This window comes from Stenotrophomonas sp. LARHCG68, assembly GCF_052871705.1.
In genome coordinates this window covers 700,170-724,733 of record NZ_JBIXJV010000002.1, presented here as the reverse complement: position 1 = coordinate 724,733, position 24,564 = coordinate 700,170, and the positions used below count along the sequence as shown (strand labels likewise).

At 68.5% G+C, this 24,564-nt stretch carries 21 protein-coding genes; 11 read left to right on the top strand and 10 right to left on the bottom strand.

Annotated features, from left to right (window positions below; all coding sequences use genetic code 11):
* Nucleotides 1-314: 314 nt before the first annotated feature.
* Both ACIPR8_RS10615 and ACIPR8_RS10610 read right to left on the bottom strand, forming a co-directional pair.
* Nucleotides 315-704, bottom strand: coding sequence for an I78 family peptidase inhibitor (locus ACIPR8_RS10615; protein WP_132864030.1), 390 nt, complete (start codon nucleotides 702-704; stop codon nucleotides 315-317).
* Nucleotides 705-780: 76 nt separating this feature from the next.
* Nucleotides 781-1,104, bottom strand: a complete 324-nt coding sequence (locus ACIPR8_RS10610) for a hypothetical protein (protein WP_192287170.1) — start codon at nucleotides 1,102-1,104, stop codon at nucleotides 781-783.
* Nucleotides 1,105-1,377: 273 nt separating this feature from the next.
* Between ACIPR8_RS10610 and ACIPR8_RS10605 the strand changes: the two genes are divergently transcribed.
* Nucleotides 1,378-2,490 (top strand): saccharopine dehydrogenase family protein, encoded by a 1,113-nt coding sequence (locus ACIPR8_RS10605; protein WP_446540996.1) that lies wholly within the window; start codon nucleotides 1,378-1,380, stop codon nucleotides 2,488-2,490.
* A gap of 24 nt (nucleotides 2,491-2,514) precedes the next feature.
* On the opposite strand, the gene ACIPR8_RS10600 is transcribed toward ACIPR8_RS10605, so the two are convergent.
* On the bottom strand, nucleotides 2,515-3,195 hold the full coding sequence (locus ACIPR8_RS10600) for a GAD-like domain-containing protein (RefSeq protein WP_446540995.1): 681 nt from the start codon (nucleotides 3,193-3,195) through the stop codon (nucleotides 2,515-2,517).
* On the bottom strand, nucleotides 3,192-5,033 hold the full coding sequence (locus ACIPR8_RS10595) for a PAAR domain-containing protein (protein ID WP_446540994.1): 1,842 nt from the start codon (nucleotides 5,031-5,033) through the stop codon (nucleotides 3,192-3,194). Before ACIPR8_RS10595 ends, ACIPR8_RS10600 begins: the two co-directional genes overlap by 4 nt.
* Before the next feature lie 231 nt (nucleotides 5,034-5,264).
* Here ACIPR8_RS10595 and ACIPR8_RS10590 point away from each other — a divergent pair, with 231 nt between their 5' ends.
* A complete protein-coding gene (locus ACIPR8_RS10590) occupies nucleotides 5,265-5,651 on the top strand; it encodes a BlaI/MecI/CopY family transcriptional regulator (protein ID WP_132864026.1) in 387 nt (128 codons plus the stop codon).
* Nucleotides 5,652-5,653: 2 nt separating this feature from the next.
* Entirely contained in the window at nucleotides 5,654-7,495 is a 1,842-nt protein-coding gene (locus tag ACIPR8_RS10585) for a M56 family metallopeptidase (protein WP_446540993.1), read from the top strand.
* Nucleotides 7,496-7,623: 128 nt separating this feature from the next.
* Here ACIPR8_RS10585 and ACIPR8_RS10580 read toward each other — a convergent pair whose 3' ends face one another.
* From ACIPR8_RS10580 to ACIPR8_RS10570, 3 genes are all read right to left on the bottom strand, one after another.
* Nucleotides 7,624-8,691, bottom strand: a complete 1,068-nt coding sequence (locus ACIPR8_RS10580; protein ID WP_446540992.1) for a ribonuclease H-like domain-containing protein — start codon at nucleotides 8,689-8,691, stop codon at nucleotides 7,624-7,626.
* Nucleotides 8,688-11,189, bottom strand: coding sequence for a DEAD/DEAH box helicase (locus ACIPR8_RS10575; protein ID WP_446540991.1), 2,502 nt, complete (start codon nucleotides 11,187-11,189; stop codon nucleotides 8,688-8,690). The genes ACIPR8_RS10580 and ACIPR8_RS10575 overlap by 4 nt, the downstream gene beginning before the upstream one ends.
* Nucleotides 11,190-11,312: 123 nt before the next feature.
* Nucleotides 11,313-13,523 (bottom strand): IgaA/UmoB family intracellular growth attenuator, encoded by a 2,211-nt coding sequence (locus ACIPR8_RS10570; protein WP_446540990.1) that lies wholly within the window; start codon nucleotides 13,521-13,523, stop codon nucleotides 11,313-11,315.
* Between the two features lie 478 nt (nucleotides 13,524-14,001).
* On the opposite strand from ACIPR8_RS10570, the gene ACIPR8_RS10565 reads away from it, so the two are divergent.
* Together ACIPR8_RS10565 and rlmF are read left to right on the top strand one after the other, a co-directional pair.
* Nucleotides 14,002-14,472: a hypothetical protein gene (locus ACIPR8_RS10565; RefSeq protein ID WP_446541062.1), complete on the top strand. Its 471-nt coding sequence runs from the start codon at nucleotides 14,002-14,004 to the stop codon at nucleotides 14,470-14,472.
* A gap of 67 nt (nucleotides 14,473-14,539) precedes the next feature.
* Nucleotides 14,540-15,529, top strand: a complete 990-nt coding sequence (gene rlmF, locus ACIPR8_RS10560) for a 23S rRNA (adenine(1618)-N(6))-methyltransferase RlmF (RefSeq protein WP_446540989.1) — start codon at nucleotides 14,540-14,542, stop codon at nucleotides 15,527-15,529.
* Here the strand turns inward: rlmF and ACIPR8_RS10555 are convergent, their stop codons facing one another.
* Nucleotides 15,530-16,702 carry a DUF3667 domain-containing protein gene (locus tag ACIPR8_RS10555; protein WP_446540988.1) on the bottom strand — a complete coding sequence of 391 codons (1,173 nt, stop codon included), beginning with the start codon at nucleotides 16,700-16,702 and terminating at the stop codon, nucleotides 15,530-15,532.
* Between the two features lie 106 nt (nucleotides 16,703-16,808).
* Entirely contained in the window at nucleotides 16,809-17,252 is a 444-nt protein-coding gene (locus tag ACIPR8_RS10550; protein WP_446540987.1) for a nuclear transport factor 2 family protein, read from the bottom strand.
* A gap of 122 nt (nucleotides 17,253-17,374) precedes the next feature.
* On the opposite strand from ACIPR8_RS10550, the gene ACIPR8_RS10545 reads away from it, so the two are divergent.
* Nucleotides 17,375-17,659 carry a hypothetical protein gene (locus ACIPR8_RS10545; RefSeq protein ID WP_446540986.1) on the top strand — a complete coding sequence of 95 codons (285 nt, stop codon included), beginning with the start codon at nucleotides 17,375-17,377 and terminating at the stop codon, nucleotides 17,657-17,659.
* Nucleotides 17,660-17,743: 84 nt separating this feature from the next.
* Here ACIPR8_RS10545 and ACIPR8_RS10540 read toward each other — a convergent pair whose 3' ends face one another.
* The gene (locus ACIPR8_RS10540) at nucleotides 17,744-18,403 is read right to left on the bottom strand and encodes a YceH family protein (protein WP_132864013.1); all 660 of its coding nucleotides are present in this window, start codon (nucleotides 18,401-18,403) and stop codon (nucleotides 17,744-17,746) included.
* A 145-nt stretch (nucleotides 18,404-18,548) separates the two neighbouring features.
* Here ACIPR8_RS10540 and ACIPR8_RS10535 point away from each other — a divergent pair, with 145 nt between their 5' ends.
* The 5 genes from ACIPR8_RS10535 (at nucleotide 18,549) to ACIPR8_RS10515 (ending at nucleotide 24,542) form a co-directional block, all read left to right on the top strand.
* Nucleotides 18,549-19,451 carry a 5'-nucleotidase, lipoprotein e(P4) family gene (locus tag ACIPR8_RS10535; protein ID WP_446540985.1) on the top strand — a complete coding sequence of 301 codons (903 nt, stop codon included), beginning with the start codon at nucleotides 18,549-18,551 and terminating at the stop codon, nucleotides 19,449-19,451.
* The gene (gene pyrF / locus ACIPR8_RS10530; protein ID WP_132864010.1) at nucleotides 19,448-20,167 is read left to right on the top strand and encodes an orotidine-5'-phosphate decarboxylase; all 720 of its coding nucleotides are present in this window, start codon (nucleotides 19,448-19,450) and stop codon (nucleotides 20,165-20,167) included. Before ACIPR8_RS10535 ends, pyrF begins: the two co-directional genes overlap by 4 nt.
* Before the next feature lie 378 nt (nucleotides 20,168-20,545).
* Nucleotides 20,546-21,532 carry a hypothetical protein gene (locus ACIPR8_RS10525; RefSeq protein WP_132864009.1) on the top strand — a complete coding sequence of 329 codons (987 nt, stop codon included), beginning with the start codon at nucleotides 20,546-20,548 and terminating at the stop codon, nucleotides 21,530-21,532.
* The gene (gene plsB / locus ACIPR8_RS10520; protein ID WP_446540984.1) at nucleotides 21,532-24,165 is read left to right on the top strand and encodes a glycerol-3-phosphate 1-O-acyltransferase PlsB; all 2,634 of its coding nucleotides are present in this window, start codon (nucleotides 21,532-21,534) and stop codon (nucleotides 24,163-24,165) included. Before ACIPR8_RS10525 ends, plsB begins: the two co-directional genes overlap by 1 nt.
* Before the next feature lie 23 nt (nucleotides 24,166-24,188).
* Nucleotides 24,189-24,542: a hypothetical protein gene (locus ACIPR8_RS10515; protein ID WP_446540983.1), complete on the top strand. Its 354-nt coding sequence runs from the start codon at nucleotides 24,189-24,191 to the stop codon at nucleotides 24,540-24,542.
* Nucleotides 24,543-24,564: the final 22 nt, after the last annotated feature.

The window sequence follows — 24,564 nt, the reverse complement described above, 5'->3', positions numbered from 1 at the left end:
CTCGTAGCGATGTCAGGTGAGCGGCGACACTTCCGCCCGCTCGCCAAGCACGCCATGCACACGGGGGTGAGGCGCGCCGCACGTACTGCAATCGCTCGGCTTGTCTGGGGAAAGGCTGGAGGTGGTCGCCGTCACGGCGTTCATTACCAGCGCAGGCGCCCTCGCGCTCACCCAGTGCACACGATGTGCTCTTCCTGGAGCGCACCTGAAGGTCACCGGATGCGATCGACTAGATCACACATGTTGCGACGCCGCAATACATCGTTGCTTGCGCAACCAAAGCCTTGCAGGACAAGGCTTTGGCGGTTTCCTGTTCAGCCGCAGCGGACGCCGCTGATGACGCCCTTGTCATCCACTTCGATGTTCAGGCGTTCGCCGATGAACTCCATGGTGATGGGCTGGTTGGGCTTGAGCAGGCGGACATCGTTGGCGCCGGCGTCTTCCTTGGCCTGCGCCTGCATGGCGTCGGAATAGGTCTGGCCGACCAGACCCTGCACCTGGCTGGCGTCGCAGCTGCCCGGCGGCGGCGGGGTGGGATCGGCGTCGGCGGCAGCGGCCTGGGCGGCCTGCTGGGCCTGGTCCAGGACCTGGTCCTGCTCCTCCGGGGGTGGGCCCTTGCAGGCGCCCAACAGCAACACGAGTGCGGTGGTGGCAATCAGGGCGGCGGGGCGGCGCAGGGCGCGCGGCGTCGACGGGAATTGCATCGGTACTCCAGAGCATGTGAAGACGGAGCAAGCATATCGCTTGCATCCGTACCTGTGCCGCTTCCGGTGAACGGATTCAGCCGCAGCGCAGTGCGGTGATGTTGTTGGTGCGGCCGACTTCGATGGTCAGGTGGTCGCCGCCGCTGCTGGCCGGTGCCGGTTCGGAGGCGGTGGTGGTGCCATCGGAACCCCGCACCACGCTGACGTGCAGGCTGTCGCTGTCCACCCGCGCGCGCTCCACCGTGCCGGGGCCGGCGGCCAGGCCGACCGCGCCGCGCACCCTGTCGGTGTGGCATTGGCCCGAGATGACGCCGTCGATGGGTTGCACCTGGGTGACCTGTGCGGTGCTGCAGGCGGCGCAGGCCAAGGAGAGACCAGCCAGAAGAACAATGCGGTGCATGGCGCGCTCGGCTTCGATGGGGGAGGTCCAGCCTGCGATGGCGGGGGTAAGCAGCGGGTGAAAGGGGGCGGTTCCCGGGCAGGAGCGCCCCCTGCCCAGCCTATGGCAATGGCAGGGAGCGGATCATGGCTCCCGGTCCGTATCCGCAAGCCGACGCATTGGCTCCCTCCCTTTGCCAGCGGCAAGGGGAGGGCCGGGGAGGGGTGCCTTCGGCGACAAACCCAACGTCCACTTCCCGGATAATCCCCGCATCCAACCTCGCAGGACGTCTTGATGCAGCAGGAAAGCTGTCGTGTTCTGGTCCTCGGCGGGTACGGCCACTTCGGTGCACGCATCGTGCGTGCGCTGGCCACCACGCCGGGCATCACCGTCATCGCCGCCGGCCGCAATCCCGCGCAGGCCCCGGCCAACCTGCCGGGGGTGGATCTGTCGCGTATCGAGCTGTGCCGGTTGGATACCGCCGATCCTGCATTTGCCGACCAACTGGCCGCCACCGGCGCGCAGCTGGTGATCCACACCGCCGGGCCATTCCAGGGACAGGGCTATGACGTTGCGCTCGCGTGCCTGCAGGCCGGCATGCATTACATCGATCTTGCCGACGGGCGGGAATTCGTCCGTGATTTCGCCTTGAAGGTGGATGCGCCGGCACGTGCCGCCGGCCGCAGTGCGATCAGCGGCGCCAGCACGCTGCCGGCGCTGTCCAGTGCGGTGGTCGATGCGCTGGCACCGCAGTTCGAGCGGCTGCAGGGCATCGACATGGTCATCGCGCCCGCCCAGGCCACGCCGTTGGGCATGGCCACCGTGCGCGCGGTGCTGTCGTACTGCGGCAAACCGTTCGATTGCTGGATCGATGGCCGCTGGCAGCCGGTGATCGGTTGGGCCGACCCGCAGCCGGTGCGCTTCGCCCAGATCGCACCGCGCCTGGCAGCGGCCTGCGACGTGCCCGACCACGACCTGCTGGTGCAGCGTTATCCGGGCGTGCTGACGGTGCGCTTCCGCGCCGCGCTGGAGTTGCCGTTCCTGTCGCGCTGCCTGGCCGGCATCGCCTGGCTGCGTCGTTGCCGGTTGCCACTGCCGATGGAGGCCATGGCTGGCGTCTTCGCCCGTGCAGGACGCTGGTTCGACCGCTTCGGCACCGACCTGGGCGGCATGCGCGTGACCCTGCGCGGGCTGCGCGGCGGTGTTCCCCACACCGCGCATTGGGACCTGACCGCACCGATGCTGCACGGCCCGGAGATCCCGACCTTCGCCGCGGTGCTGCTGGCGCGCCGCTTCGCCCGCGGCGAGCCTCTGCCAACCGGCGCCCACGCCTGCGTCGGCCTGCTCACCCTGGCCGAGTTCGAAAGCGAGTTCGTGCGCTGGCAGATCGAAAGCGCAGCCTCCTGAACCGGCTGCGTTGCCAGTGCGGGGTCACATCAGCCCCTGCTTCCTTGCTTCCTGGACGATGTCCAGCATCACGCGCGGTGGCTGCACCTGGGCGAGGAACATCAGGTGCTCGACGGCCTTGACCTTCTGCAGGTGATCCAGCCTGCAAGGGCCGCCGAGCGCGAGTGCGGGAACGAAGCCGTACATTTCGCCGGGGCGAAGTCGCCCCAAGAGATTCACTGCTCGATCAAACAGCGGTTTGTCGTCGTCATCGTTCTCATCAAAATCCTTCTTGTCGCTGGAAGAGAACCAGCTCCTCAACATCGAATCCGCTCTGCCTTCGTCCATTCTCGCAGACCTGTCAGAAGGGAAGATCATCGAGTACGGCGAATTGATGTGCAGGCTGGGGCCGGTACGTTCGCCCCATGCATAGAGCTCGCCGAAGGCGCCACAGGCGAACACGTGATATCGATCCCTGCCGTACAGTTCGGTTCCGTGTAACCAGGTACTGAGAACATCGGAGTATTCGCGTGGATTCACCAACCAGAGCAAGCCATTGCCGTAGCCGCCCCAACCTAGTTCCCTCCAGTAAGTCAGTAGCGCATCGGGCAGTTTGCCGCGATAGCTATCAATAATTGAAGCAGCTACAGGTTGGCTGTCAATTTGAGGGCCAAAACCTTCGTCGTTATAGAAATAGTCGAATCTTTCATCAGGCATCTGGGTCATCTGCATCGCTCCATTTTTCCATTCATCTTGTAGTCTCCCCGCTCTGCTGAAGGAATGGAGTTCGCAGCCTCATCCAGTTCCTGGACTCGTGATGGCTCACCTTTACGCCGATGGTTCCATTGCCTGCCGATGGTGGAGTTGACTTCGCCGTCGCCAAAGTCTGCGATTGCATCCTTTCCACCGGCAATCAGATCCGGGTTGTGCAAAGCATGCAGGGCTCCCATGGTCTCGTTGACTTCTGTTTGGGCCATGCGCTTTGCATCAGACGATGAGTAGCCGGAGTACTCGAACTCTTCTTGTTTCACTTTAAGGAGGGCACGCGCATAGTCGTCTCTGGCTTTTCTTGCCACCTTGGGGTCACGCGCGTCACCTGCCTCAAACGCTTTTCTACCATCCAGATACTCCTGCACGGTCATGTCGTTCAGGCCCTGCTGCTGGCCGGCCAGCTGCCTGTCCATTTCCGGGTATTTGTCCGCGGGTAGTTTCTGCGGGCTGAAGCACGGCAGTCTCTTCTCCGGCATGCGTTTGGGCAGCCAGTGGCTTTCCACCACGTGGTTTCCATCGGCGTGGCGATTGTTGTCGGCGAGGCGGCGTTTGCGCGTGCGCAACGCCTTGGAAAGGTGCAGGAACGCATCCTTGACCTCGTCCAGCAGTGCCATCGCCTGGCGGCCGATGCGTGCGGCGGTGGCGCCGGCCTTGGCGGTGGCGTAGCCGAAGCCACCCGCGCCGCCGGCCTCGATGGTCACCGCGGCCAGGATCACCGAAACCACCACATCCAGGATGATCTGGCTGGAGTAGCGGGCCTTGATGCCTTCGGCTTCGTCCGGGGGGATCGCTTCCCACCAGTCGGCGGCAAAGCGGGGTAGCCCGGTGACGATGGCGGGGTCATCGATGAGAAGGTTGAACAGCTCCTTCATCTCGCTGGCAGCGTCCATCACCTTGCCGCCTTGGGCGCGGTACTGGGCGATCTTGCGGTCCAGGCCGGCGCGGTCACGGCTGACCAGCAGCACCTTCCACTGTTCCAGTTCGCGGTCGAACCTGTAGCTGGCGACGGCCAGTTGCCACAACGTCTCCACCGTACCGCTGGCGTAATCCCAAGCGCCCTTGCCGGTGCCCAAGGCCGAGTTGCCGAGTGTCAGCCCACGGCGCTGCCACGGCTCGGCCTGCTCCCATTGCCGCCATTGCGCCGCGAAGTCCTGGCGTGTCTGCCGGACGATCGCCGCCAGCGCCTGCTCGACCCTGATTCGCGCCGACACGATGGCGCTGTCGTCGGCATCCTCCCGGTCATGCTGGTAGATGACCTGCAACGGGCCGACCGAGACGTTGCCGAGTATCGCCGTGCCGTTGTCATCCAGCGTACCGGTGCGGATGCTGTCATCGGCCAGCATGACCCGGTAGGTCACGCCGCGAACCGGTGTCCTGTCCAGGTCGTCATAGTGGTACTGCAGGGTGTAGTCGACCTGCACGGCCTGCATCGGCATGGACGTGGCCGCTGCAGGCCTTGCCCGCCCGCCGACCCGGCCTGCGGCAAGCGCTGCAAGGTTGCCGGCAGCAGCGCCGGTGGTATTGCCGGCCTCCACCCAGACACGGGACTGCCGCCCGGCGATGAGGCTGCAGCCACATGCCAGGCGGTCTCCATGGCGTGCCACCGGATGGCCGTCGATGATGATCGAGGCGTCGCCGCTGACAATGCTGAAAACACCGTGGTGGCGCGGGCAGATGGCCTTGTCGCTGACGCGGGCGACCGGCTTGCCGTCGATATCGGTATCGGGGCTACCGGTGAGGACGCTGCCACCGCTGCAGGTTGCATCCCCGACAACGATCCATGTTCGGGACACGGCTGCATCCTTGGCCGCATGGCGTGGTCAGAAATCCTCCCAAGTCATTGTCAGGAGCTCCATCAGAGGCGTCTGGAAAATGGAAACCATGACGAAACCAGATGGCATCAGTTCGAGCCGGCCACCGGGCTGAACTGTTCAGCAGAGCGGCAGCAGGGGTGCCGACCGGGCTATTGACTACATTTGTAGTCAGGCCTACCGTGACGACACGTGTAGTCACCGGAGCGGGCCATGCGCCGCAAGACCATCGGGGACCAGGAACTGGCCCTGCTGCAGTACATCGGAGAGAACGAACCCACCAGTGTCGGTGAGGTCGCCACGGCGTTCGGCGAGGCGCGCGGGTTGGCCCGCTCGACCGTGCTGACCATGATGGAGCGGCTGCGCACCAAGGGGTACCTGCAGCGCGCCCAGCAGGACGGCGTGTACCGCTACCACACCACCGCCGAGCAGCAGGACGTGGTCAACAGCGCGGTCGGCAGCTTCGTGGAGAAGACCCTGCAGGGGTCGATCTCGCCGTTCGTGGCGTGGATGTCGGAAAAGGCCGCCGTCAGCGACAACGAGCTGGCCGAACTGGAAGCGCTGGTCAGCAAGCTGCAGTCGCAGCGCAGGGAGGATTGATCATGGACAGCCTGTTCGAACTGCTGGGCAACCGCCTGCTCGCCACCAGCGTGCAGACCGTCGTGCTCACCGCGCTGGTCTGGGCGTTGTGCCGCTTCGTGCGGCGCCTGCCGGCCAGCACCCAATGCGCGCTGTGGTGGCTGGTCGCGCTGCAGGCGGTGGTCGGCCTGGTCTGGAGCGCACCGCTGCAGCTGCCGGTGCTGCCGGCGATGGACAGCACCGTCAACGTGGTGCAACAGGCCGCCGCTGCCGCGCCGCCGCAGGCCAACGCCGCACCGGTGATCGTGATGCAGCCACTGCCGTTGGAGAGCGGCTGGTCCTGGCTGCAGGTGGTGATGGCGGTGTGGTTGGCCGGCGTGCTGGTGATGGCGCTGCGCACCTGGGTGGCCTGGCGTGCCAGCCGCGCGCTGCTGCGCCACGCCCAGCCGTGCCAGGACCACAAGCTCAACGCGGCCCTGAAGCTGGCCGCCGAGGCCCATGGCCTGTCGCGTGCACCGCGGCTGATGCTCAGCAGTGCCATCGACTCGCCGCAGTTGATCGGCCCCTGGCGGCCGGTGCTGCTGTTGCCGGCGCGTGGCCTGCCGCGCATGCGTGACGACGACCTGGACATGGCGTTGACCCATGAGCTGGTGCACCTGCAGCGCCACGACCTGTGGCTGGGCTTGATGCCGGCCCTGGCCCAACACCTGTTCTTCTTCCACCCGCTGGTGCATCTGGCCGCGCGCGAATACGCCATCGCCCGCGAAGCCGCGGTGGATGCAGCGGTGGTCGCCGGCGACCGCCATTGCCGCCAGCACTACGGGCGCCTGCTGCTGCAGCTGGGCGTCGCACCCCGGCCCGGTGCTGGCCTTGCCAGTGCTTCGCCGACCTTCCTCAGCCTCAAGCGGAGATTGCTCATGCTGCAGAACACCTCTTCGTTCCCGCGCGTCGGCGCGGGCCTCATCCTGGCCGCGGTCGCGCTGGCGGGGGTGATGCCGATGCGCCTGGTCGCCATGCCGGGCCCGCCCGCACCCCCGGCGCCGCCTGCAGCCCCGCTGGCACCGCCGCCGCCGCCGGTACCGCCTGCACCGGCAGCCGGCGCGTCGGTGGAGCACACCGTGATCCGTACCAACGGTGACCTGGATGACCTGCCGGTGCCCCCGGCACCGCCCGCTCCGCCCGCACCCCGCGCGGCCAAGCCACCGGCCGCTCCTGCAGCGCCGGCTGCACCGGCGCGATCGCTGGGCACGCAAGGCGTGATCCACCTCAGTGATGACGGCGGCCGCAACAGCTACGTGCTGGTCAAAGGCAACCAAAGCATCATGAACGGCACGCTCGCCGACCTGCACCAGGCGCAGCGGCTCAACGATGGCAATGGCGTGATCCTGCTGCGCCGCGACGGCAAGCGTTACGTGGTGCACGATGCCGACACGCTGTCGCGCTTCCAGCAGATCCACCAGGAGACGCAGCGCATCGCCGACGAACAGGGCAAGCTGGGTGACCGCCAGGGCGTGTTGGGTGACCGTCAGGGTGAAATCGGCGAGCGCATGGGGGAAATCGGCGAGCGCATCGGTGAGATCGCCGCGCGCCAGGCCGAGCTCGCACTGGCGCGCCGGGACGACGCATCGGCGCGCCGGGCGATGGAAGACGCGCGCCGCGAAGCGGAAAAGGCGCGTGCGGAAATGGACAACCCGGCGATGCGCGAGGAGATGCGATCGCTGGCGCGCCAACAAGCTGAGCTGGGCCGCCAGCAGAGTGAACTCGGCCGGCAGCAGGCTGCGGCGAGCCAGCGCGCCCGCCAGGAAGTCGAGCGCCTGATCGACCAGGTCATCCGCAACGGCATCGCGCGGCCGATCAACGGTTGAGGGTGCATGGGCCGGCCCGCGCTGCGGTGCCGGCCCATTGCGGCGTGCCGCCGCCGCATGCGCGGCATCCATCCCGTCCACCGGCAGGACGGCAGCACGCGGTAACGCCGCCTGCCGTTGCCTGCGGGTCAGCCTTGCCCGGTCAACGCCAGCGCCGCGCGCTCGTCGGCCTCGGCCTGCACGAGCCGCAGGAACAGCTGCGCCAGCGTCACCACGTCCTGGTGGTTGTGCTCGCCGACGCGACGCAGGTTGCGCGCGCTGCCGCCGCGCAGGTAGTTGAGCCACGCCGCCGGTGCCTCGGAACCGGGCAGGTCGTCCTCGCGGGCGATGCGCAACAGCTGGCGTTCGATGGTTGCCAGCCGGCAGTTCTCCCAGGTGCCGCGGTAACGACGCCGCGTCGGGTAGAGCAGGTCCACGTGGTCAAGCGCCGAGATCGGGTCCGCGCGCCGCGCCAGGCGGTAGCGGGTCTTCAACAACGGCGCGTCGTAGCTGCGGCCGTTGTAGCTGGACAACACGGTGGACGGCGACAACCAGCTGGCGAACCGCTCCAGCATCGCGCCTTCGGCCGCCATCGTGGACATCAACAACTGGCGCACGCGCAGGCCTTCGCCGCACCTCGCGTCGCGGTACCAGTCGGCGGCACCGATCATGAAGGCGCGGGTGCCGGTGCCACCGGCCAGGCCGGTGGTCTCGGTATCGAAGAACAACAGGTCCTGCGCGGCGACCGTTTCATCCGGCCGCTTGCTGAAGGCCAGTGACAACGGCTGGGCGGGAATCGCCTGCGGAATGAAGGCTTCGATCAGGTGCAGGCCGGGCGCGACCTCGGTGCCGGGCAGGCTGCGGTCGACCGGCCCGCTGGGCTCGGCGCGCGGGGTGGGCGTGATCGCGCGGTTGCGCGAGGCCAGCAACCGGCGCAGGGCATCACCGTCCTGTGCGCGCGGCGCAGTGGGTTTGTGCTGGATCGCATCGACCCAGTCGAACACCGAACCGCCTTGGCCTGCCTGTCGCGGGCGCGGCCCTGGCCGCGAAAGGGAAGATGCATCCGCAGCCGACGAAGCGCTTGCTGCAACCGCAGGTGCGGCCGCGGCCTCCACCGGCGCCGGCTTCGCGCCCAAGGGCGCTCCTGCCGCGGGAGTTTGCGGGGCATGGCCGGCCTGCGTGCGCAGCGCCTTCAGCTTCTCCAGGCTGATGCTCATGGCAGCAGGTCGAGTGCCTCGTCGGCCTCATCGGCCATGACCGGCTGCACCTGCTCGCAGCGTTCGGCCGACAGCAGTGACAGCACCCGCAACGCCAGCGCGCGCGGGGTGACGCCGTTGCCTTCTTCCTGCGCGGCCAGCACCGGGCCCACGCAGGCCGGGCAGCCGGCGGTGCAGTCGCAACGCTCGACCAGTTCCAGCGCGCGCTGCACCAGCTCGCCCTGGCGCAGCCACAGCGGCTCGCTCAGGCCGACGCCGCCGGGGAAGTTGTCGTACAGGTACACGGTCGGCACGAAGCTCTGCATCAGCTCCACCGCGCCTTCGCCGCCTTCGCCGCCTTCCACGCCACGCAGCTGGCCGCGACCGGTCTGGTCGGCCACCGCGAACCACGCGCCGTCGCCGTTGCCCACCGCCTTCTGCAGGTCGCGCGCATCGGCCATCACCGCCACGGTGGCGACGATGTGCAGCGCATAGGCCGCGCCGAGGAAGCCATCGAGCGCGTCCTGCTTCTGCGCGAAGCTGCGCAGCAGCGTGGCCTGCGGCAACTGCCACCACACCGAGGTGGTGTGCAGCTCCTGGTCGGGCAGGTTGACCGGGCCGTAGCCGATGTTCTCGTGCGTGTAGTAGCGGATCTTCTTGTAGCCGGCCACGCGCCGCACCACGTGCACCTCACCGTGATGCGAGTCACCGCGCCCGGCCACGTTGCCGTCGAAGCGGTCCAGCACCTTGAGCTTGGTGTAGTCGATGCTGTCGGTGTAGTAGTCCACGTGCGTGCGGGTGACGTAGGCCTTGCGCCCGTCCCAGTCCAGCCGCTCGACCTGGTAGGGCGTGCTCTGCACCATGTGGATCGCGCCTTCGTACAGGGTCAGCGCGGCGGCGGAGTAGTCCACCTCGGCGATGATCTGCTGCTTGCCGTCGCTGCGGTCCACCACCACGAAGTTGCCGTCGGCCACCGCGCGCAGGCTCACCGCGTTGGCCGGGTAGCTGTCGGCGATCCACTCCCAGCGGTCGCCTTCCTGGTGGATCACCTCGGTTTCGGCCAGCGCCTGCAGGAACACCAGCGGGTCGATCGGCCCGAACGGCTCGCCGGCCAGGAACGGCAGTTCGAACGCCGCGCAGCGGATGTGGTCGAACAGGATCAGCGGTTGGTCCGGCGCGATCCGCGCGTGCTCGGGCGTGGCGTTGGCGAAGAAGTCCGGGTGCCGCACCACGTACTGGTCCAGGGGTTGGCTGCTGGCCACCATCACGCCCAGCGCCGCCTGCTGGCGACGGCCGGCGCGGCCGAAGCGCTGCCAGGTCGCCGCCACGCTGCCGGGGTAACCGTTGAGCACCACCACGTCCAGCGCGCCGATGTCCACGCCCAGCTCCAGCGCCGAGGTGCTGACGATGCCGTCGATGTCGCCAGCGCGCATCGCGCGCTCCACCTCGCGGCGCTCGGTGGGCAGGTAGCCGCCACGGTAGGCACGGATGCGTGCCGGCTTGCGCGGGTCGTTGTCGAAGATGTCCTTCAGGTACTTGGTCAGCACTTCCACCATCAACCGCGTCTGCGCGAACACCAGCGTCTTCAGGCCGCTCTTGATCGCGATGCGGGCGATGCGGTTGGCCTGCGAACGCGCCGAGGCGCGCTGGCCCAGGTCCGGGTTGATCACCGGCGGGTTCCACAGCAGCACGTGCTTGGGCCCGGCCGGTGCGCCGCTCTCGGTGATCGCATGCACCTGTTCCTCCACCAACGCCTCGGCATGCGCATGCGGGTTGCCGATGGTGGCCGAGCACAGGATGAACTGCGGTTGCACGCCGTAGAACGCGCAGATGCGCTTGAGCCGGCGGATCACGTTGGTGACGTGGCTGCCGAACACGCCGCGATAGGTGTGGATCTCGTCGATCACCACGTAGCGCAGGTTCTCGAAGAACTGCGCCCACTTGGTGTGATGCGGCAGGATCGCCTGGTGCAGCATGTCCGGGTTGCTGACCACGATGTCGCCATGCAGGCGGATCGCCTGGCGCGCGTCACCGGGGGTATCGCCGTCGAAGGTGAAGGCCTTCACGCCGAGGTCGCCGGCGCGGTTGAGCTCCAGCAGCTCGGCCACCTGGTCCTGCGCCAACGCCTTGGTCGGGAACAGGTACAACGCCTTGGCGTTGCCCTGCATCGCCGCGCTCACCACCGGCAGCGTGTAGCACAGCGACTTGCCCGACGCGGTGGGGGTGACGATGGCGACATGCTCGCCGCGCTGGCTGGCGTCCCAGGCCTCGGCCTGGTGCGAGTACAGCTGCTCGATGCCACGCGCCCGGAGCGCGGCCTTCAGCGCCTCGGGCACGTCGTCGGGGATCGGCGCGTAACTGCCTTCGCGGCCCGGGATCGTGAAACTGCCGGTGACCCGGTCGCTGTAGCGCTTGGCCAACCGCTTGCCGAGTAGCGAGCCATCACGCGAGGGCAGGCCATCGGTGGTTGCCAGCGCCCGTTCGCTGGCTTCGGTGCGGGGAGCGAGGGAGAACGCCATGCACGCAACTGCCGATCAAAGGACGGCATCAAAGCACAGCGGCGTCTCATGTTGTGAGACGCCGCCATGCGTTGGCCTGGCGATGCACGGCGTGACTTCAGGTTGCCGCGCCGATGAGTGGCGTCAGAAGCGCCAGGGTTGCCCGGGCGGGGGCCGCCTGGCGATGTCCTGGGCCAGGGCGGTGCGGCGGGCAAGGGCCTGCCGCAGGCCTTGTACCAGCAGGTAGCCCTGGCCCAGGAGCAGGCCAAGGCTGAGCATCAGCAGCAGGCTGCCGGCGATGGCCGCCATGCCCCTGCTCGCGCCGTCGGCGTCCATCGCCATCAGGTCCAAGTGCAGGCTGCCATTGTCCTGGTAGGCCGCCATGACCCGTGCCTGCAGGCTGAACGGGCTCGGTTGGAGGGACAACTGCTCGGACCGCGCCCATTGCACGAGCAGGTTGTCGGGCACCGCGCGGCCCTGCACGGCGTAGGCTTCGGTGATGCGCTGGTCGATCTGCTCGGTGGGCAGGACAGGGTCGTCCAGCGCGAGGATCACCCCGCCGCGCTGCTGTTCGAGCAGTGGCGTGCTCTGGCCGACCAGCGCCTGCTTGAGCGGCGTGCTGGCGAAGTCCCGGGTGAGGGTGCGGATGGCCTCCACGTCACCAGGGCTCATCTCGATGCTGTTGAATGCTGCCGGTATCTCGGCGGCCTGCTTGCGCAACTGCGCGGCGAGCGAAGGCCAGTCGTCCAGGGCCGTGTCACCGTCCGGTCCGTTGAACTGCAGGTCCAGTGTCCGCACCAGCGAGGTCTTCAGGTCGATGCAGGCCGGGGCGTCGGTGGTGCAGGCGTCTTCCACCAGCGCGACGAGATCCTCCAGGCCGCGGACTTCCCACACTTCCCGCAGCGCGCTGAGCGAGAGCGTGTCCATCGCGCCCAGCATGGACGCCAGTGCGGCGTGACGGCTGGAGGGGCGGGTCCGCAGATACTCCCCGCCATACAGCGCCAGCAGTGCGGGTTCGACCTGCGGGAACGGCATGCGCGCCGGGGTGCCGCCCCAGAGCACCTGGCTGCAATCGGCAATGGCGATGTCCTCCTGCCCCGGGGTGCGGTCGCTCACCAGGGCACAGGTGCCCTCCCCGGAGACCTTCAGGACATCACCCGGGGAGGGGCGATCCTGCAGCAGCCCCTGCGGCGTGGCATCCTCGCGCACCGTGCCGGGGATGATCGACGCCATGCCGGTGGTGAGCATGTTGCGCATGGATCCTTCGTCCGGCAGTGCCAGCAGCAGGCCGAACAGCCCGAGCAGGGTCAACAGCAGCGGCACGCCCCAGCGCGGCGCGGGAAAGCGCTGGTGTTCCTCGGCCAGCGACCAGCCTTCGCCCAGCCCGAGGACCCGGCCGTTGAGGCGGTCGACCTCGATGTGCATGTCCTCGCCGTAGGGCACCCGGTTGCTCTTCTGCCAATGCTTGGGCAACTGGACCTGCAGGTTGCTGCCCAGGAACGTGTGGCGCTGGGTGAGGGACGCATTGTTGGCCGCCTTCATCGCGAATTCGGCCAGGCGTCCCCTGGCGCGATCGATGCGTCGTACCGCGGGCACCACCGGTGGCGTGCGGCGCACCGCGCGCACGATGGCCACCGTGATGCAGGCCAGGCCGGCGACCAGGAACAGCAGCTGGACCGGCCTGCCGAACGCACAGGTGGCCAGCCACAACAGGAAGACCGCCAGCACGCAGCACCACACGGTGGCCGAGCGCCACTGCCGGGGAAGGCGCAGCTGCGCCTCGGCAGTGGTTTCATCCCGTTGTCCCAGCCATTCCGGTTCCGTCGCCGCCGCAACGGTCGTTGCCGGCGTGACGGGCGCGTCCGACGCCGTGGTGGTGAGGACTACGGGGGCTTCCTCCGGCGTGGTCTCTGTCCCGGTGGGAGGCGTCGCCCGCAGCGCGCGACAGTAGCCGTCCACCACCTCGAAGCCATTGAGCTTCACCACGACGGCGACATTGCCGGAGATCACCACTTCGGCCTCGTTGTCCTCGGCCAGGAACGCCTCGGCGTCATAGGGCAGCAGCACCGTCACGTCATCGATGGTGTCGTGCGTGGTGCTGCTCCCGTTGGCGGAAAGCCCATGCTGGCGATACCGACCGCGGATGCGTCGGACATCGGGCTTGAAGTGGAGCTTTTGTGCCTGCTGCAGGGGTGCCAGCGCGGCCAGTTCCTCCTCGCTCAGCGTCCGCAGGACCGGCTGCGTGCGCAGGGTTTCGAGCGCATTGCGGTCATCGGCGCGCCGTATCGCGTAGATGATGAGGCTGATCAACGCCCACGCCAGGAAGGCAAGCTTGGCCCATACATACCAGCTCATGGCCGCCACCCTGGGTGCGCTGCCAGACCTGCTTGCCCGTGATCCTTCGCCATGCCGGCCATCGTTCCTCCCTGGAACTGTCGAATGAACATCCGTTGTCAGGTCCCTGCCCGGAGAGGGCGGATAGCCCCGTGGCTACAACCGATAAGTCTCAATCCGTAAATCGTGATCTACGGGTGATGTGGGTAGGGAATGCCGGATTTTAAGCACAGATTTTTGCGATTGGCACGGCGCAGCGCGGGAGGCGATGGCGATGTGTCCGGGTGAATGGCGTCCCTGGCAGGAGATCCACCGGGAGCGTGGGCCGCCGGTCTGCGGGTGTCCCGCGGGCCGCTCCTTCTGCATCGATGACGGTGTCAGCTGGCCCGTCGCAACGAATTCTGAAGCTCGCATCCGTATCCTGCGCATGACCGGTAACGCGCATGAGGATGCTGTGGTGGCAACAGGTGGATGGCAGGGAGCAACCGTGGTGGTCGGCATGATGCTGGCCGGCGTGGCATCGGCGCAGCAGGCGGCCCCGCAAGCGGTCCCGCCGGCGCTCAGCCCGCCGCCCGTGGATGGAACGGCGTTGCCATCGCCGCCGCCGGCCACCGCCGGTGGCAATGTCACCACGCTGGGCGAGGTCCGCGCGATCAAGCCCGAGGACGACCAGCCGCTGGACCTGTACCGGTTCAAGAACCCCGTGCAGGCCGAGCCCAACCGCTTCAGCAAGAACTGGAGCGAGCCGCCCACGGTGGAGGAGGTCAGCCTGAGCGGCGGCTACGTGATGATGGGCATCTACTACGGCCTGGCCAAGGCGGCGCAGGGCTTCAACAAGCTGACCCATGCACCGGCGCAGATCCAGTCGGCCATTGCCCGTCCCCCGCCGGAGCTGACGCCGGAGCAGCAACGGCGTGCGGCCACCTTCTGCGCGCAGCAGGATTGCGTGCAGCCGGCCGAGGGCCGCTGACGCAGGATGCCGGCCTGGCACGCTGGCCGCGGTACGCATCGCTGTCTTCCTGGCGTCTAATACGCGCATGAATCCCCCGCACCAACGTCCGCCGCAGCGGCAGGCGGCTGCCAAGTCGACGCCCGCCAGCCCCCTGCACCCGCGCAATCGTCACCAGGGCCGTTATGACCTGACGCGGCTGGTGGCCGCCAACCCGGCATTGCGCCCCCACCTGGTCCACACGCCGGCCGGCAGCCAGAGCATCGACTTCAGCAACCCCGTCGCGGTGCGTGAGCTCAACCGCGCACTGTTGGCCAGCGACTACGGCATCGCGCACTGGGATATCCCCGAGGGTTACCTGTGCCCGCCGGTGCCCGGTCGCGTGGACTACCTGCACGGGTTGGCCGACCTGCTGGCTGCCGATGCCGGTGGCAGCGTCCCGCGCGGTCCGGCGCTGCGCGTGCTGGATGTCGGGGTGGGCGCGAACTGCATCTACCCGCTGCTGGGCCAGGCCGAATACGGTTGGTCGTTCGTCGGCAGCGACATCGATGCCGGCGCGCTGCAGTCGGCCGGCGCCAACGTGCGCGCCAATGGCCTGCAGGGCGTGATCGAACTGCGCCAGCAGCACGCGCGTGGCCAGCTGTTCGAGGGCGTGCTGCGTTCGGACGACCACTTCCACCTGACCCTGTGCAACCCGCCCTTCCACACCTCGGCCAAGGAAGCCGCGCAGGGCAGCCAGCGCAAGGTGCGCAACCTGGGCGGGGCGGCCAGCCCCCGTGGCAAGGCGCCGGCGCTGAACTTCGGGGGCCAGGCCAACGAGTTGTGGTGCACCGGCGGCGAGGCTTCGTTCCTGCGCCGGATGGTGCGCGAAAGCGTCGATGTGCAGGCGCAGGTGCTGTGGTTCAGCTCGCTGGTGGCCAAGCGCGAGCACCTGGCCGACCTGCACCGGCAGCTGGCCAGGGCCGGCGCGGTCGAGGTGCGCGAGGTCGGCATGGCCCAGGGCAACAAGCAGAGCCGCTTCCTGGCATGGAGCTTCCATGCGGCCGGGCGGCGCCGGGCCGCGTTGCGGGGCGATTGATCAGGACGAGATGCCGGCCAGCACCGCATAGGTGACCACCAGCGACACCAGCACGGTGTAGATGCCGCCGATGAACAGGTAACGCAGCAGCGTCAGCACGACGTTGCCACCGTACACCCGCTGCTGCATCCAGATCAGGTACACCGGCACCGACAGCCACAACAGCACGTACACCACGTCGGTGGTGGCGTTGACGACCGGGCCGGCCAGCGCGTTGCCCAGCCCGGCGACCAGGAAGGTGGCCAGCAACACCAGCATCAGCCAGGCATGGCTGTACAGCGCCACCACCAAGTGCTCCAGGTAGCCGATGCCGCGGCCCAGGTAGGCCACGCGCAGCACCAGCGCGAACACCGGCATCAGGAAGAACAGCGCGCCGGGCAGGGCGGTGAGCACGGCCTGCACGTACAGGTCGGTCTTGCCGCCCATGCGCGCGACGTTGGCGTTGGCGTTGTCCAGGCGATGGTTGAGCCACTTGTTGGCGAACCCCGGCCAACTGTCGATCACGATCGGGTTGGTCTCCGGATCCCATGGCTTGCCACCGACCTGGTGGTTGAAGAAGCTGCCGCCCCTGCCCTGGGCGGTGCGCCCGGCCACCGCCGTGGCACGTTGCACGGCGTTGCCCGCCGCGCCCTGCGGCGCAGTCTTCGCCAGTTCGGCCAGGCGTTGCTCGGCGGCCGCGTTGATCGCACCGATGCCGATGCCCAGCGCAGGGCCACCGGTGGCACCGTCGTTGAACTGCTGGCCCAGCCGGGTCAGCTCGGCATCGCGTCGCGCCTCCACCTCCTCGGCGGTCTGCGCCGTATCGAACAGCGTGGTGCCCTTGACGTGCCCGCCAAAGTCATCGGCATGCAGGGTCAACTTGCCGACGAAGAAGGTGAACAGGGTGAGGATCACGAACAGCCGCAGGGGCTGCACGTAACCCACCCGCTTGCCGCGGAGGTAGTTGAGCGCCACCCGGCCCGGGACCAGCAGGTCGCGCAGGGTGCGGAAGATGCGCCCGTCCAGGTGCCAGAACGACTCGAACACTTCCTCGATCGCATGCCCGACGTGCTTGAGCGGGTTGTGCGCGGATTGCCCGCAGGTGTGGCAATAGTGCCCCTGCAGCGAGGTGTCGCAGTTCTCGCAGGCACCGTGGGCGTGCGGGGCGTCTGGCAGGGCGTCGGGTGGGTTCATGGGTGCGGCAGGCAGCGAACAGAAGCTGCATACGATAGCGGGGTTTTCCTTTTCTGTTCAGTTGCCAGTCATCGAAATCAGCCGCGCGCCGGTCGCCGCTACCGCGTCAGCCGCGCTTCTTGCGGTGCCACAGCGCGTTGACGATCACCCAGCGCCCGTCGAACCGCCCCAGCTGCAGATGGTCGATGAACCAGGGGCTTTCCAGCCGCACGGTGGCGATGTCCTCATCCACCGCCAGCACGGTGATGCTGCGCTGGCATTGGTCGCGTGGTGTCTTCAACGCGCCTTCGCGGGTGTAGCGGATCAGCTCGTCCGAGCTCATCCGGCCCAGCCCGAGGGTTTCGTTGGGATTGGCCACCACGTTGCGCTTGGCCAGGTCCGGGTGCAGCGCCCGCGTTACCCGCGCCACGTCGCCTTCCAGCTGGCCGTCCATGTAGTCATAGGCGGTGGCCTCGATGGCCTGCAGGGTCGCCGCATCCGGCGCCGCCGATGCCGCGCCGGTCACCCACAGCATGCCCAGCAGCACTACCCGCATCGCACCCGTTCGCATGGCCCACTCCCGATGGTTGGTGGCCCAGCCTGCCAGTGGTCGTGGCCGGTGCCATGGGCCGGTGGTCACCCCGGAGGCCATGCCTTACCGTGTGGCCAATGCCTGCAGGGAGATCACTGCCGATGGAAGCCGCCCCCCGCTCCGCCAACCCGTCCTATCGTTTCGGCCTGGCCGCGCTGCTGATGCCGCTGGTCAGCCTGCTGGTCGGCAGCATCGCGGTGGCGGTGATCCATGGGGGGCTGGAGGAACTGGCTGCCATGTTGATCGTCGGCATCGGTGGTTGCGTGATCGGGTGCCTGCTGGCCCTGGTCTCGCGCTGGCGCCGCGAATCCAACGCCTGGTTGGGCTATACCGCGCTGTTCTTCAACGGCCTGCCGCTGCTGGGGCTGCTGGTGGCCTCGCTGTAGGAGCGGCCTTGGCCGCGAAGCACACAGGCTTGCAACCGTACCGGTTTCGCGACCAGAGCCGCTCCTGCGCAAGCGCGCGCCAGGTCAGCCGCCGATGGCGGCCTTCAGTTCGGCCAGTTGCTCCTGCAGCTCGGCCACGGTGGCTTCCAGCTGCTGCACGCGGGCTTCCAGCGCGCTGTCGCTGACCGCCGCCGGTGCAGCCTTGTAGGTCTCGGCCAAGGCGTCCAGGTCCAGCGGGCCGCCCATCAGGTGCATGAAGCGGTCCTCGCGCTGGCCACCGGCGCGCGGCAACTGCACGACCAGGCCGCGCTGTTGCAGGCGGTCGAGCTGGTGGCGCAGGTCGGTGGCGTCGGCGAACCGGGCCATGCGCTCGCTGCGGGTGCTCAGTTCACCGACGGTCTGCGGGCCACGCAGCAGCAACAGGCCGAGCAGGGCAACCTGCTGGCGCGGCAGGTCCAGCTTGGTGCCGGCCAGGTGCTCGTAGCGCTCGGCACGCGAGGAGAAGTGCTGGCGGGCCAGGCCCAGTCCCTCGAGCTGGCGCAGCGCGTGCTGCACCTTGCCCGCGTCCAGGTTCATCACCGGCTCGCGCGCGGTCTTCTGGTTGGCCGCCACCTGGGTGGCGTTGACGGTCAGCGGGTAGGCGTCCGGGGTGGTGGCTTCCTTCTCGATCAGGCAGCCCAGGGTGCGGGCCTGCACGGGGTCGAGGATCGGGAAGCTGGGGGTCTGCGGGCTGTCGTCGGTCATGGTGGGTGTTCCGGTCACGCGGGGGCGCAAGGATAGCCGAGGCGGGAAAACCGGGGTCAGGCCCGGTCCGGCGCGGCTGCCGCCGGGGCGGGCAAACCGGGGAGCCGGTAAACTTGGCCGGTTTTCGCTGATCCCGGTAGTTTTCATGTCCCGATTCCCCGCCCTCGTCCTGCTGGCCGGCACCGCGTTGTCGCTGGCCGCCTGCACCGCCCCTGATCGCCTGCAGCGCCCGTCGGCGCCGGTCGCCCCGGCCGCGGTGGTCCCGGCCCCGGTGGCCAATGACAACCTCAACGCCGTGTTGTGGGTGCAGCGCTCGCAGGAGTACCGCGCCAGCGCCTTGCAGACGTGGAAGCTGGCTGGTGAACAGCTGGACCGCGCCCTGGCCGACCCGACCTGGACCGCGCTGCTGCCGGAGGAAGGGGGCACCCACCAGTCGGCCCGGCTGAAGCCGGCCGTGGTGGTGGACGTGGACGAGACCGTGCTGGACAACTCGCCGTTCCAGGCGCGCCTGGTGCACGACGAAGGCAGCTACAGCGACGCTGGCTGGGCGGCCTGGGTCGACGAGCAGAAGGCCGAGCCGGTGCCGGGCGCGGTGCGGTTCGCACAGTTGGCCGCGTCCAAGGGCGTGACCATGATCTACATCAGCAACCGCACCTCGGCGATGAAGGACGCCACCCTGGCCAACCTGCGCAAGGTGGGCTTCCCGGTGGCCGATGACAGCGTCTACCTGGGCCTGGGCACCGAGGTGCCAGGCTGCCGCCAGGTGGGCAGCGAGAAGGGTTGCCGGCGCCTGCTGGTGGCGCAGCAGTACCGGGTGCTGATGCAGGTCGGCGACCAGTTCACCGATTTCCTGCAGGTCCAGGACAACACCCTGGCCGCGCGCGACGCGCTGCTGGACAAGTACCAGGGCTGGATCGGCTCGCGCTGGTGGATCCTGCCCAACCCGACCTACGGCGGCTGGGAAAGCGCCGCGTTCAACAACGCCTGGTCGCTGCCGGCCGAGCAGCGCAACGCCGCCAAGCGCGCCGCGCTGGAGGTGGCCCGATGAGCCGTGCCCCGCTGCCGCTGCGCACCGATGAACGGCTGATCTTCGCGCTGGACGTACCGGGCAAGGTGCAGGCGCTGGAGTGGGTGGAGCGGCTGGGTGATGCGGTGTCCTTCTACAAGATCGGCATGGAACTGCTGGCCTCGGGCGAGTATTTCGACGTGCTTGATGCACTGGCCGCGCGCGACAAGCGCGTGTTCGTCGACCTGAAGTTCTTCGACATCCCGGCCACCATCGCCGGTGTCATCGGCCGCCTGTCGCAATGGCCGGTCAGCTACTGCACCATCCATGGCTGGCACCCGGAGATGATGGCCGCCGCCGCGGCCGCCAACCGTTCGGACATGCGCCTGCTGGCGGTGACCGTGCTGACCTCGATGGGGCGCCCGGACCTGGCCCAGATGGGCATCGACCGCGAGCCGGTGGACGTGGTGGTCGAGCGCGCGCTGGCCGCCCAGCGCGCCGGCATCGACGGGGTGATCGCCTCCGGCCAGGAAGCTGCGCCGATCCGCGCGGCCACCGGCGCCGGTTTCTCCATCGTCTGCCCGGGCATCCGTCCCGGTGGCCCGGTGGGCGATGACCAGCAGCGCACCGTGGGCGTGGCCCAGGCCTTTGCCGACGGCGCCGATGCCATCGTGGTCGGCCGCCCCATCCGGCTGGCCGCCGATCCGCGTGCCGCGGCCTTGGCGATGCAGCGCGAAATCGCAGATGTATTCAAATAAATCAATAACTTATTTAATGATTAATAAAGTATTGCTTTAACTGAAGTGGGCGCGTAGGCTACGCGTCGTCCGGCCCTGCCGGTCGATGTGTCAAACATGTCTACCGGCTCACGCCGGCTTGAGGAGGTTCGCCACCGGCAACGGGGCGGCCTCTTTTTTTATGTGCGTTTTCCAGCGGCGATGCACCGTGCAAGGGCGCCGCTCCGCCCCTGCCTTTGCCGAAGGCACGGGGAGAGCCGGGGAGGGGAGGCTTCTGCCATCAGCGGCACCCCGCCTCCGCTCCCGCCCCATCCGCCCAGCCGTGACGGTCGTGCTTGCCGCTGTCACCGGGCAGGCTTCAAGATCAGCCCGCTCACGGGGGAGAGGACCAACGACGCCATGCAACGCCGTTCTTTACGTACCTGCCAGCAGCTCGCGTTCCTGTCCGTCTGCGCGGTGGCGCTGCTGGGGGCTGCCTGCAAGCGCGACAGCGCGCCGCTGCCCGGTGCGGCCACCGAGCCGGCGGCCACCGTGCGCCAGCTCGCCCAGTACCTGCATGACAACGACCTGCCCGGCTACGCCAGGGCCTCGGTTACCCCGGCCCAATACGCCGCGCTGGAAACCGCCTGGGCGCAGGGGCACAGCCGTTGGCCACTGACCGACCTGCCGCTGGACGAGAAGCTGCCCGACCTGCTCGGGGCGCTGTCCGAACCCGGTGCCGAGCAGAAGCTGCAGCGCGCCTTCCGCGCGCAGTTCGAGGGCCAGGCCGCCAGCGTCCGCCAGGCCGCGCATTCACTGGGCCTGTTCGGGGTGCAGTACATCACCCACCAGGGCGACTACACCCCGGCCGAGCGGGATCACTACGTGCAGCTGGTCAACGTGCTCAGCGGCTGGGCGCAATCGGCACCGCTGTCCGATGCCAAACTGGCGCGGACCAACATCGGCACGCTGACCACCGCTGCGCGCGCCACCGGGCTGGGCAGCGCACAGGCCTTCCAGGACGCCGGCATGAGCGGCAGCCTGCAGCGGCTGGTGCCGTTCGCGGCGGCGCTCAAGCAGGTGCTGGCCAGCTACGGGCTGGCCCTGGACGAAAGCGTGGCGCAGATGCGCACCGGCCTGGTCTCGCAGGACGGCGACAACGCGCTGGTCCGCGTGCAGTACCCGCTGGCCGGCAAGGACGTGGACCTGCAGGTCGCGTTGGTGCGCCGCGACGGGCATTGGTACCTGGCCCGTACCGTGGCCGAAGCCGACCAGGTGATCGCCGCGGCCCAGGCCGCCGAACAGGCCCGGGTGGAAGCCGCACAGGCCGCCGCGACCGCAACGGACCCGGCCACGGCGCCGGGCAGCGATCGGCCAGACACCGCCAAAACGGCGGCTAAGCCATAATGGTCCAGATGTCGAAACAGAAATCCCAACCCGAACAGGGCGACCTGCTTCCGCCGGACGATGCCCACGCGGCGCCGCCCGCCCCGCCTGCCGCCATCGTGCCGGGCACCCCCAGCCGTGCCGTGCCCGCCCGGCCCGCCGGCCGTCGTCCGCTCTGGGCGCGCCTGCTGGGCAAGCTGGTCGAGCCCTGGCTGGGCCTGAAGATCGAGCCCGAACAGGCCGGCGAGTACGACGACGGCCGCCCGGTGGTCTACGTGCTGGAGGACTACGGCCTGTCCAACGCGCTGATCCTGGACAAGGCCTGCCGCGACGCCGGCCTGCCTTCGCCGCTGGTGCCGCTGGCCGGTGACCTGCTCGGCCGCAAGCGTGCCTATGTGGCGCTGTCGCGGCGTTCCAGCAACAACGCGCTGATCCCCGAGCAGCGCGGTGCCAAGACCCACTCCGATTCGCTGGCCAAGCTGCTGCAGGCGCACCGCGCCAACCCGGCGCTGGACGTGCACCTGGTGCCGGTGTCGATCTTCGTCGGCCGCGCGCCGGACAAGCAGAGCGGCTGGTTCGCGGTGCTGTTCTCGGAAAACTGGGCGCTGGTCGGCCGCTTCCGCCGCCTGCTGGCGGTGCTGCTGAACGGCCGCGACACCATCGTCCGCTTCGCCCCGCCGGTGTCGCTGCGCGAAACCGTGGACGAAGGGCTGGAGCCCGAGCGCACCGTGCGCAAGCTGCAGCGCGTGCTGCGCACGCACTTTCGCCGCATCCGTGAATCGATCATCGGCCCGGACCTGTCCACCCGCCGGCTGCTGGTGGACAAGGTGCTGGCCGCCGACCCGGTGCGCGAAGCCATCGCCGCCCAGGCCAAGCGCGACAACTCCAAGACCACCGACGCCTGGAAGAAGGCACAGGGCTACGCCTGGGAGATCGCCGCCGACTACTCCACCCCGGTGGTGCGTTCGGCCAGCTTCATGCTCAGCCACGTCTGGAACCGCATCTACGCCGGCGTGCTGGTGCACCACCTGGACAAGTTCAAGGAAGCCGCGCCCGGGCACGAGATCGTCTATGTGCCCAGCCACCGCAGCCACATGGACTACCTGCTGCTGAGCTACCTGCTGTACGACCGCGGCATCGTGCCGCCGCACATCGTGGCCGGCATCAACCTCAACCTGCCGGTGGTCGGCACGTTGCTGCGCAAGGGTGGCGCGTTCTTCATCCGCCGCTCGATCAAGGGCAACGCGCTGTACTCGGCCGTGCTCAGCGAATACGTCGCCCAGCTGGTGGCCGGCGGCTATTCGATCGAGTACTTCGTCGAGGGCGGGCGCTCGCGTACCGGCCGCCTGCTGCAGCCCAAGGGCGGCATGATCTCGATGACGCTGCGTGCCTTCCTGCGCCAGCCGCGCAAGCCGGTGCTGTTCCAGCCCATTTACATCGGCTATGAAAAGCTGATGGAGGGCGGCAGCTACCTGGACGAGCTGTCCGGCCGGCCGAAGGAGAAGGAATCGATCTGGGCGCTGCTGTGGGGCATCCCCAAGGTGCTCAAGCAGAACTTCGGCCAGGTGGTGGTGAACTTCGGCGAGCCGATCGCGCTGAACGACGTGCTGGCGCAGAAGGCACCGGACTGGAACGGCCAGCCGGTCGGCGAGGACGAGAAGCCGAGCTGGCTGTCCAGCGCGGTCGATACCCTGGCCGAGCAGATCCAGGTGCGCATCAACGGCGCCGCCGACGTCAACCCGATCAACCTGCTGGCGCTGGCGCTGCTGTCCACGCCCAAGCACGCGATGGGCGAGGCCGACCTGATCGCGCAGATCGAGCTGAGCAAGAAGCTGCTGGTCGAGATGCCGTACTCCGACCGCGTCACGGTCACCCCGCACTCGCCCGAGCGCATCATCGCCCACGCCGAGGAAATCAACGTCCTCACCCGCATCAAGCACCCGCTGGGCGACGTGCTCAGCGTGAGCGGCGACACCGCGGTGCTGCTGAGCTACTTCCGCAACAACGTGCTGCACCTGTTCACCGCCTCCTCGTGGGTGGCCTGCTGCTTCCAGAACAACCGCCGCATGAGCCGTGGCGGCCTGCTGCGGTTGGGCCGCGGGCTGTATCCGTTCCTGCAGGCCGAGCTGTTCCTGCCGTGGAGCGAGGACGAGTTCGCCGCGCGCATCGACCAGACCATCAGCGTGTTCGTGCGCGAGGGCCTGCTGCAGCACGTGGGCGAGGACGACGGCGGCATGCTGGCGCGCAGCACCGGCCAGACCGACGAGGTGTTCCGCCTGCGTGCGATCGGCCATTCGCTGCAACAGGCGTTCGAGCGTTACTACATCGCCATCGCGGTGCTGGTGAAGAACGGCCCCGGCACGCTTGGCGCCGCCGAGCTGGAGAGCCTGTGCCAGCAGGCCGCGCAGCGCCTGAGCCTGTTGTACGCACCGGCCGCGCCGGAGTTCTTCGACAAGTCGCTGTTCCGTGGCTTCATCCAGAAGATGCGCGAACTGCGCCTGGTGTGGCCGGACGAGAACAGCAAGCTGCTGTTCGACGAGCGCCTGGACGCCTGGGCCAAGGACGCCAAGTTCATCCTCGGCCGCGAGTTGCGCCACACCATCGAACGGGTCAGCCCGGAAGCGGTGAAGCCGGAAGCCCCGGTCGGCAAATGAGCCGCCGGTGCATCCACGCGTACGTGGGTGTGCCGCTTTTCGCGGCGCTGTTGCCATTGTCGCCTGCGCTGCAGGCGGCAACGCAGGCGGGGCGCTGCGCTGAGGATGAACTGCCCGGCCGCTTCACCGGTGCGCCGTTGCGGTTGTGCGTGGCCGGCGAGGGCGAACAGCGCCATTACGTGCTGTCCATCGCCGGCGTCGAGCGCCTGCAGGCGGACATCGCCAGCGTGCGCAGTGGCGCGGTCGCCGACTGGGCCGGGCACGCGCTGGGCCTGCAGTGCAGCGAAGACGGCCTGACCTGCGAGATCCGCGTGGACGAGCGCGATGCCTGGAAAGGACAGCTGCCGGAGCACCCTGGAGTGCCGGTCGCCGATTGACGCGGGCCGTGCGGGAGCGCCG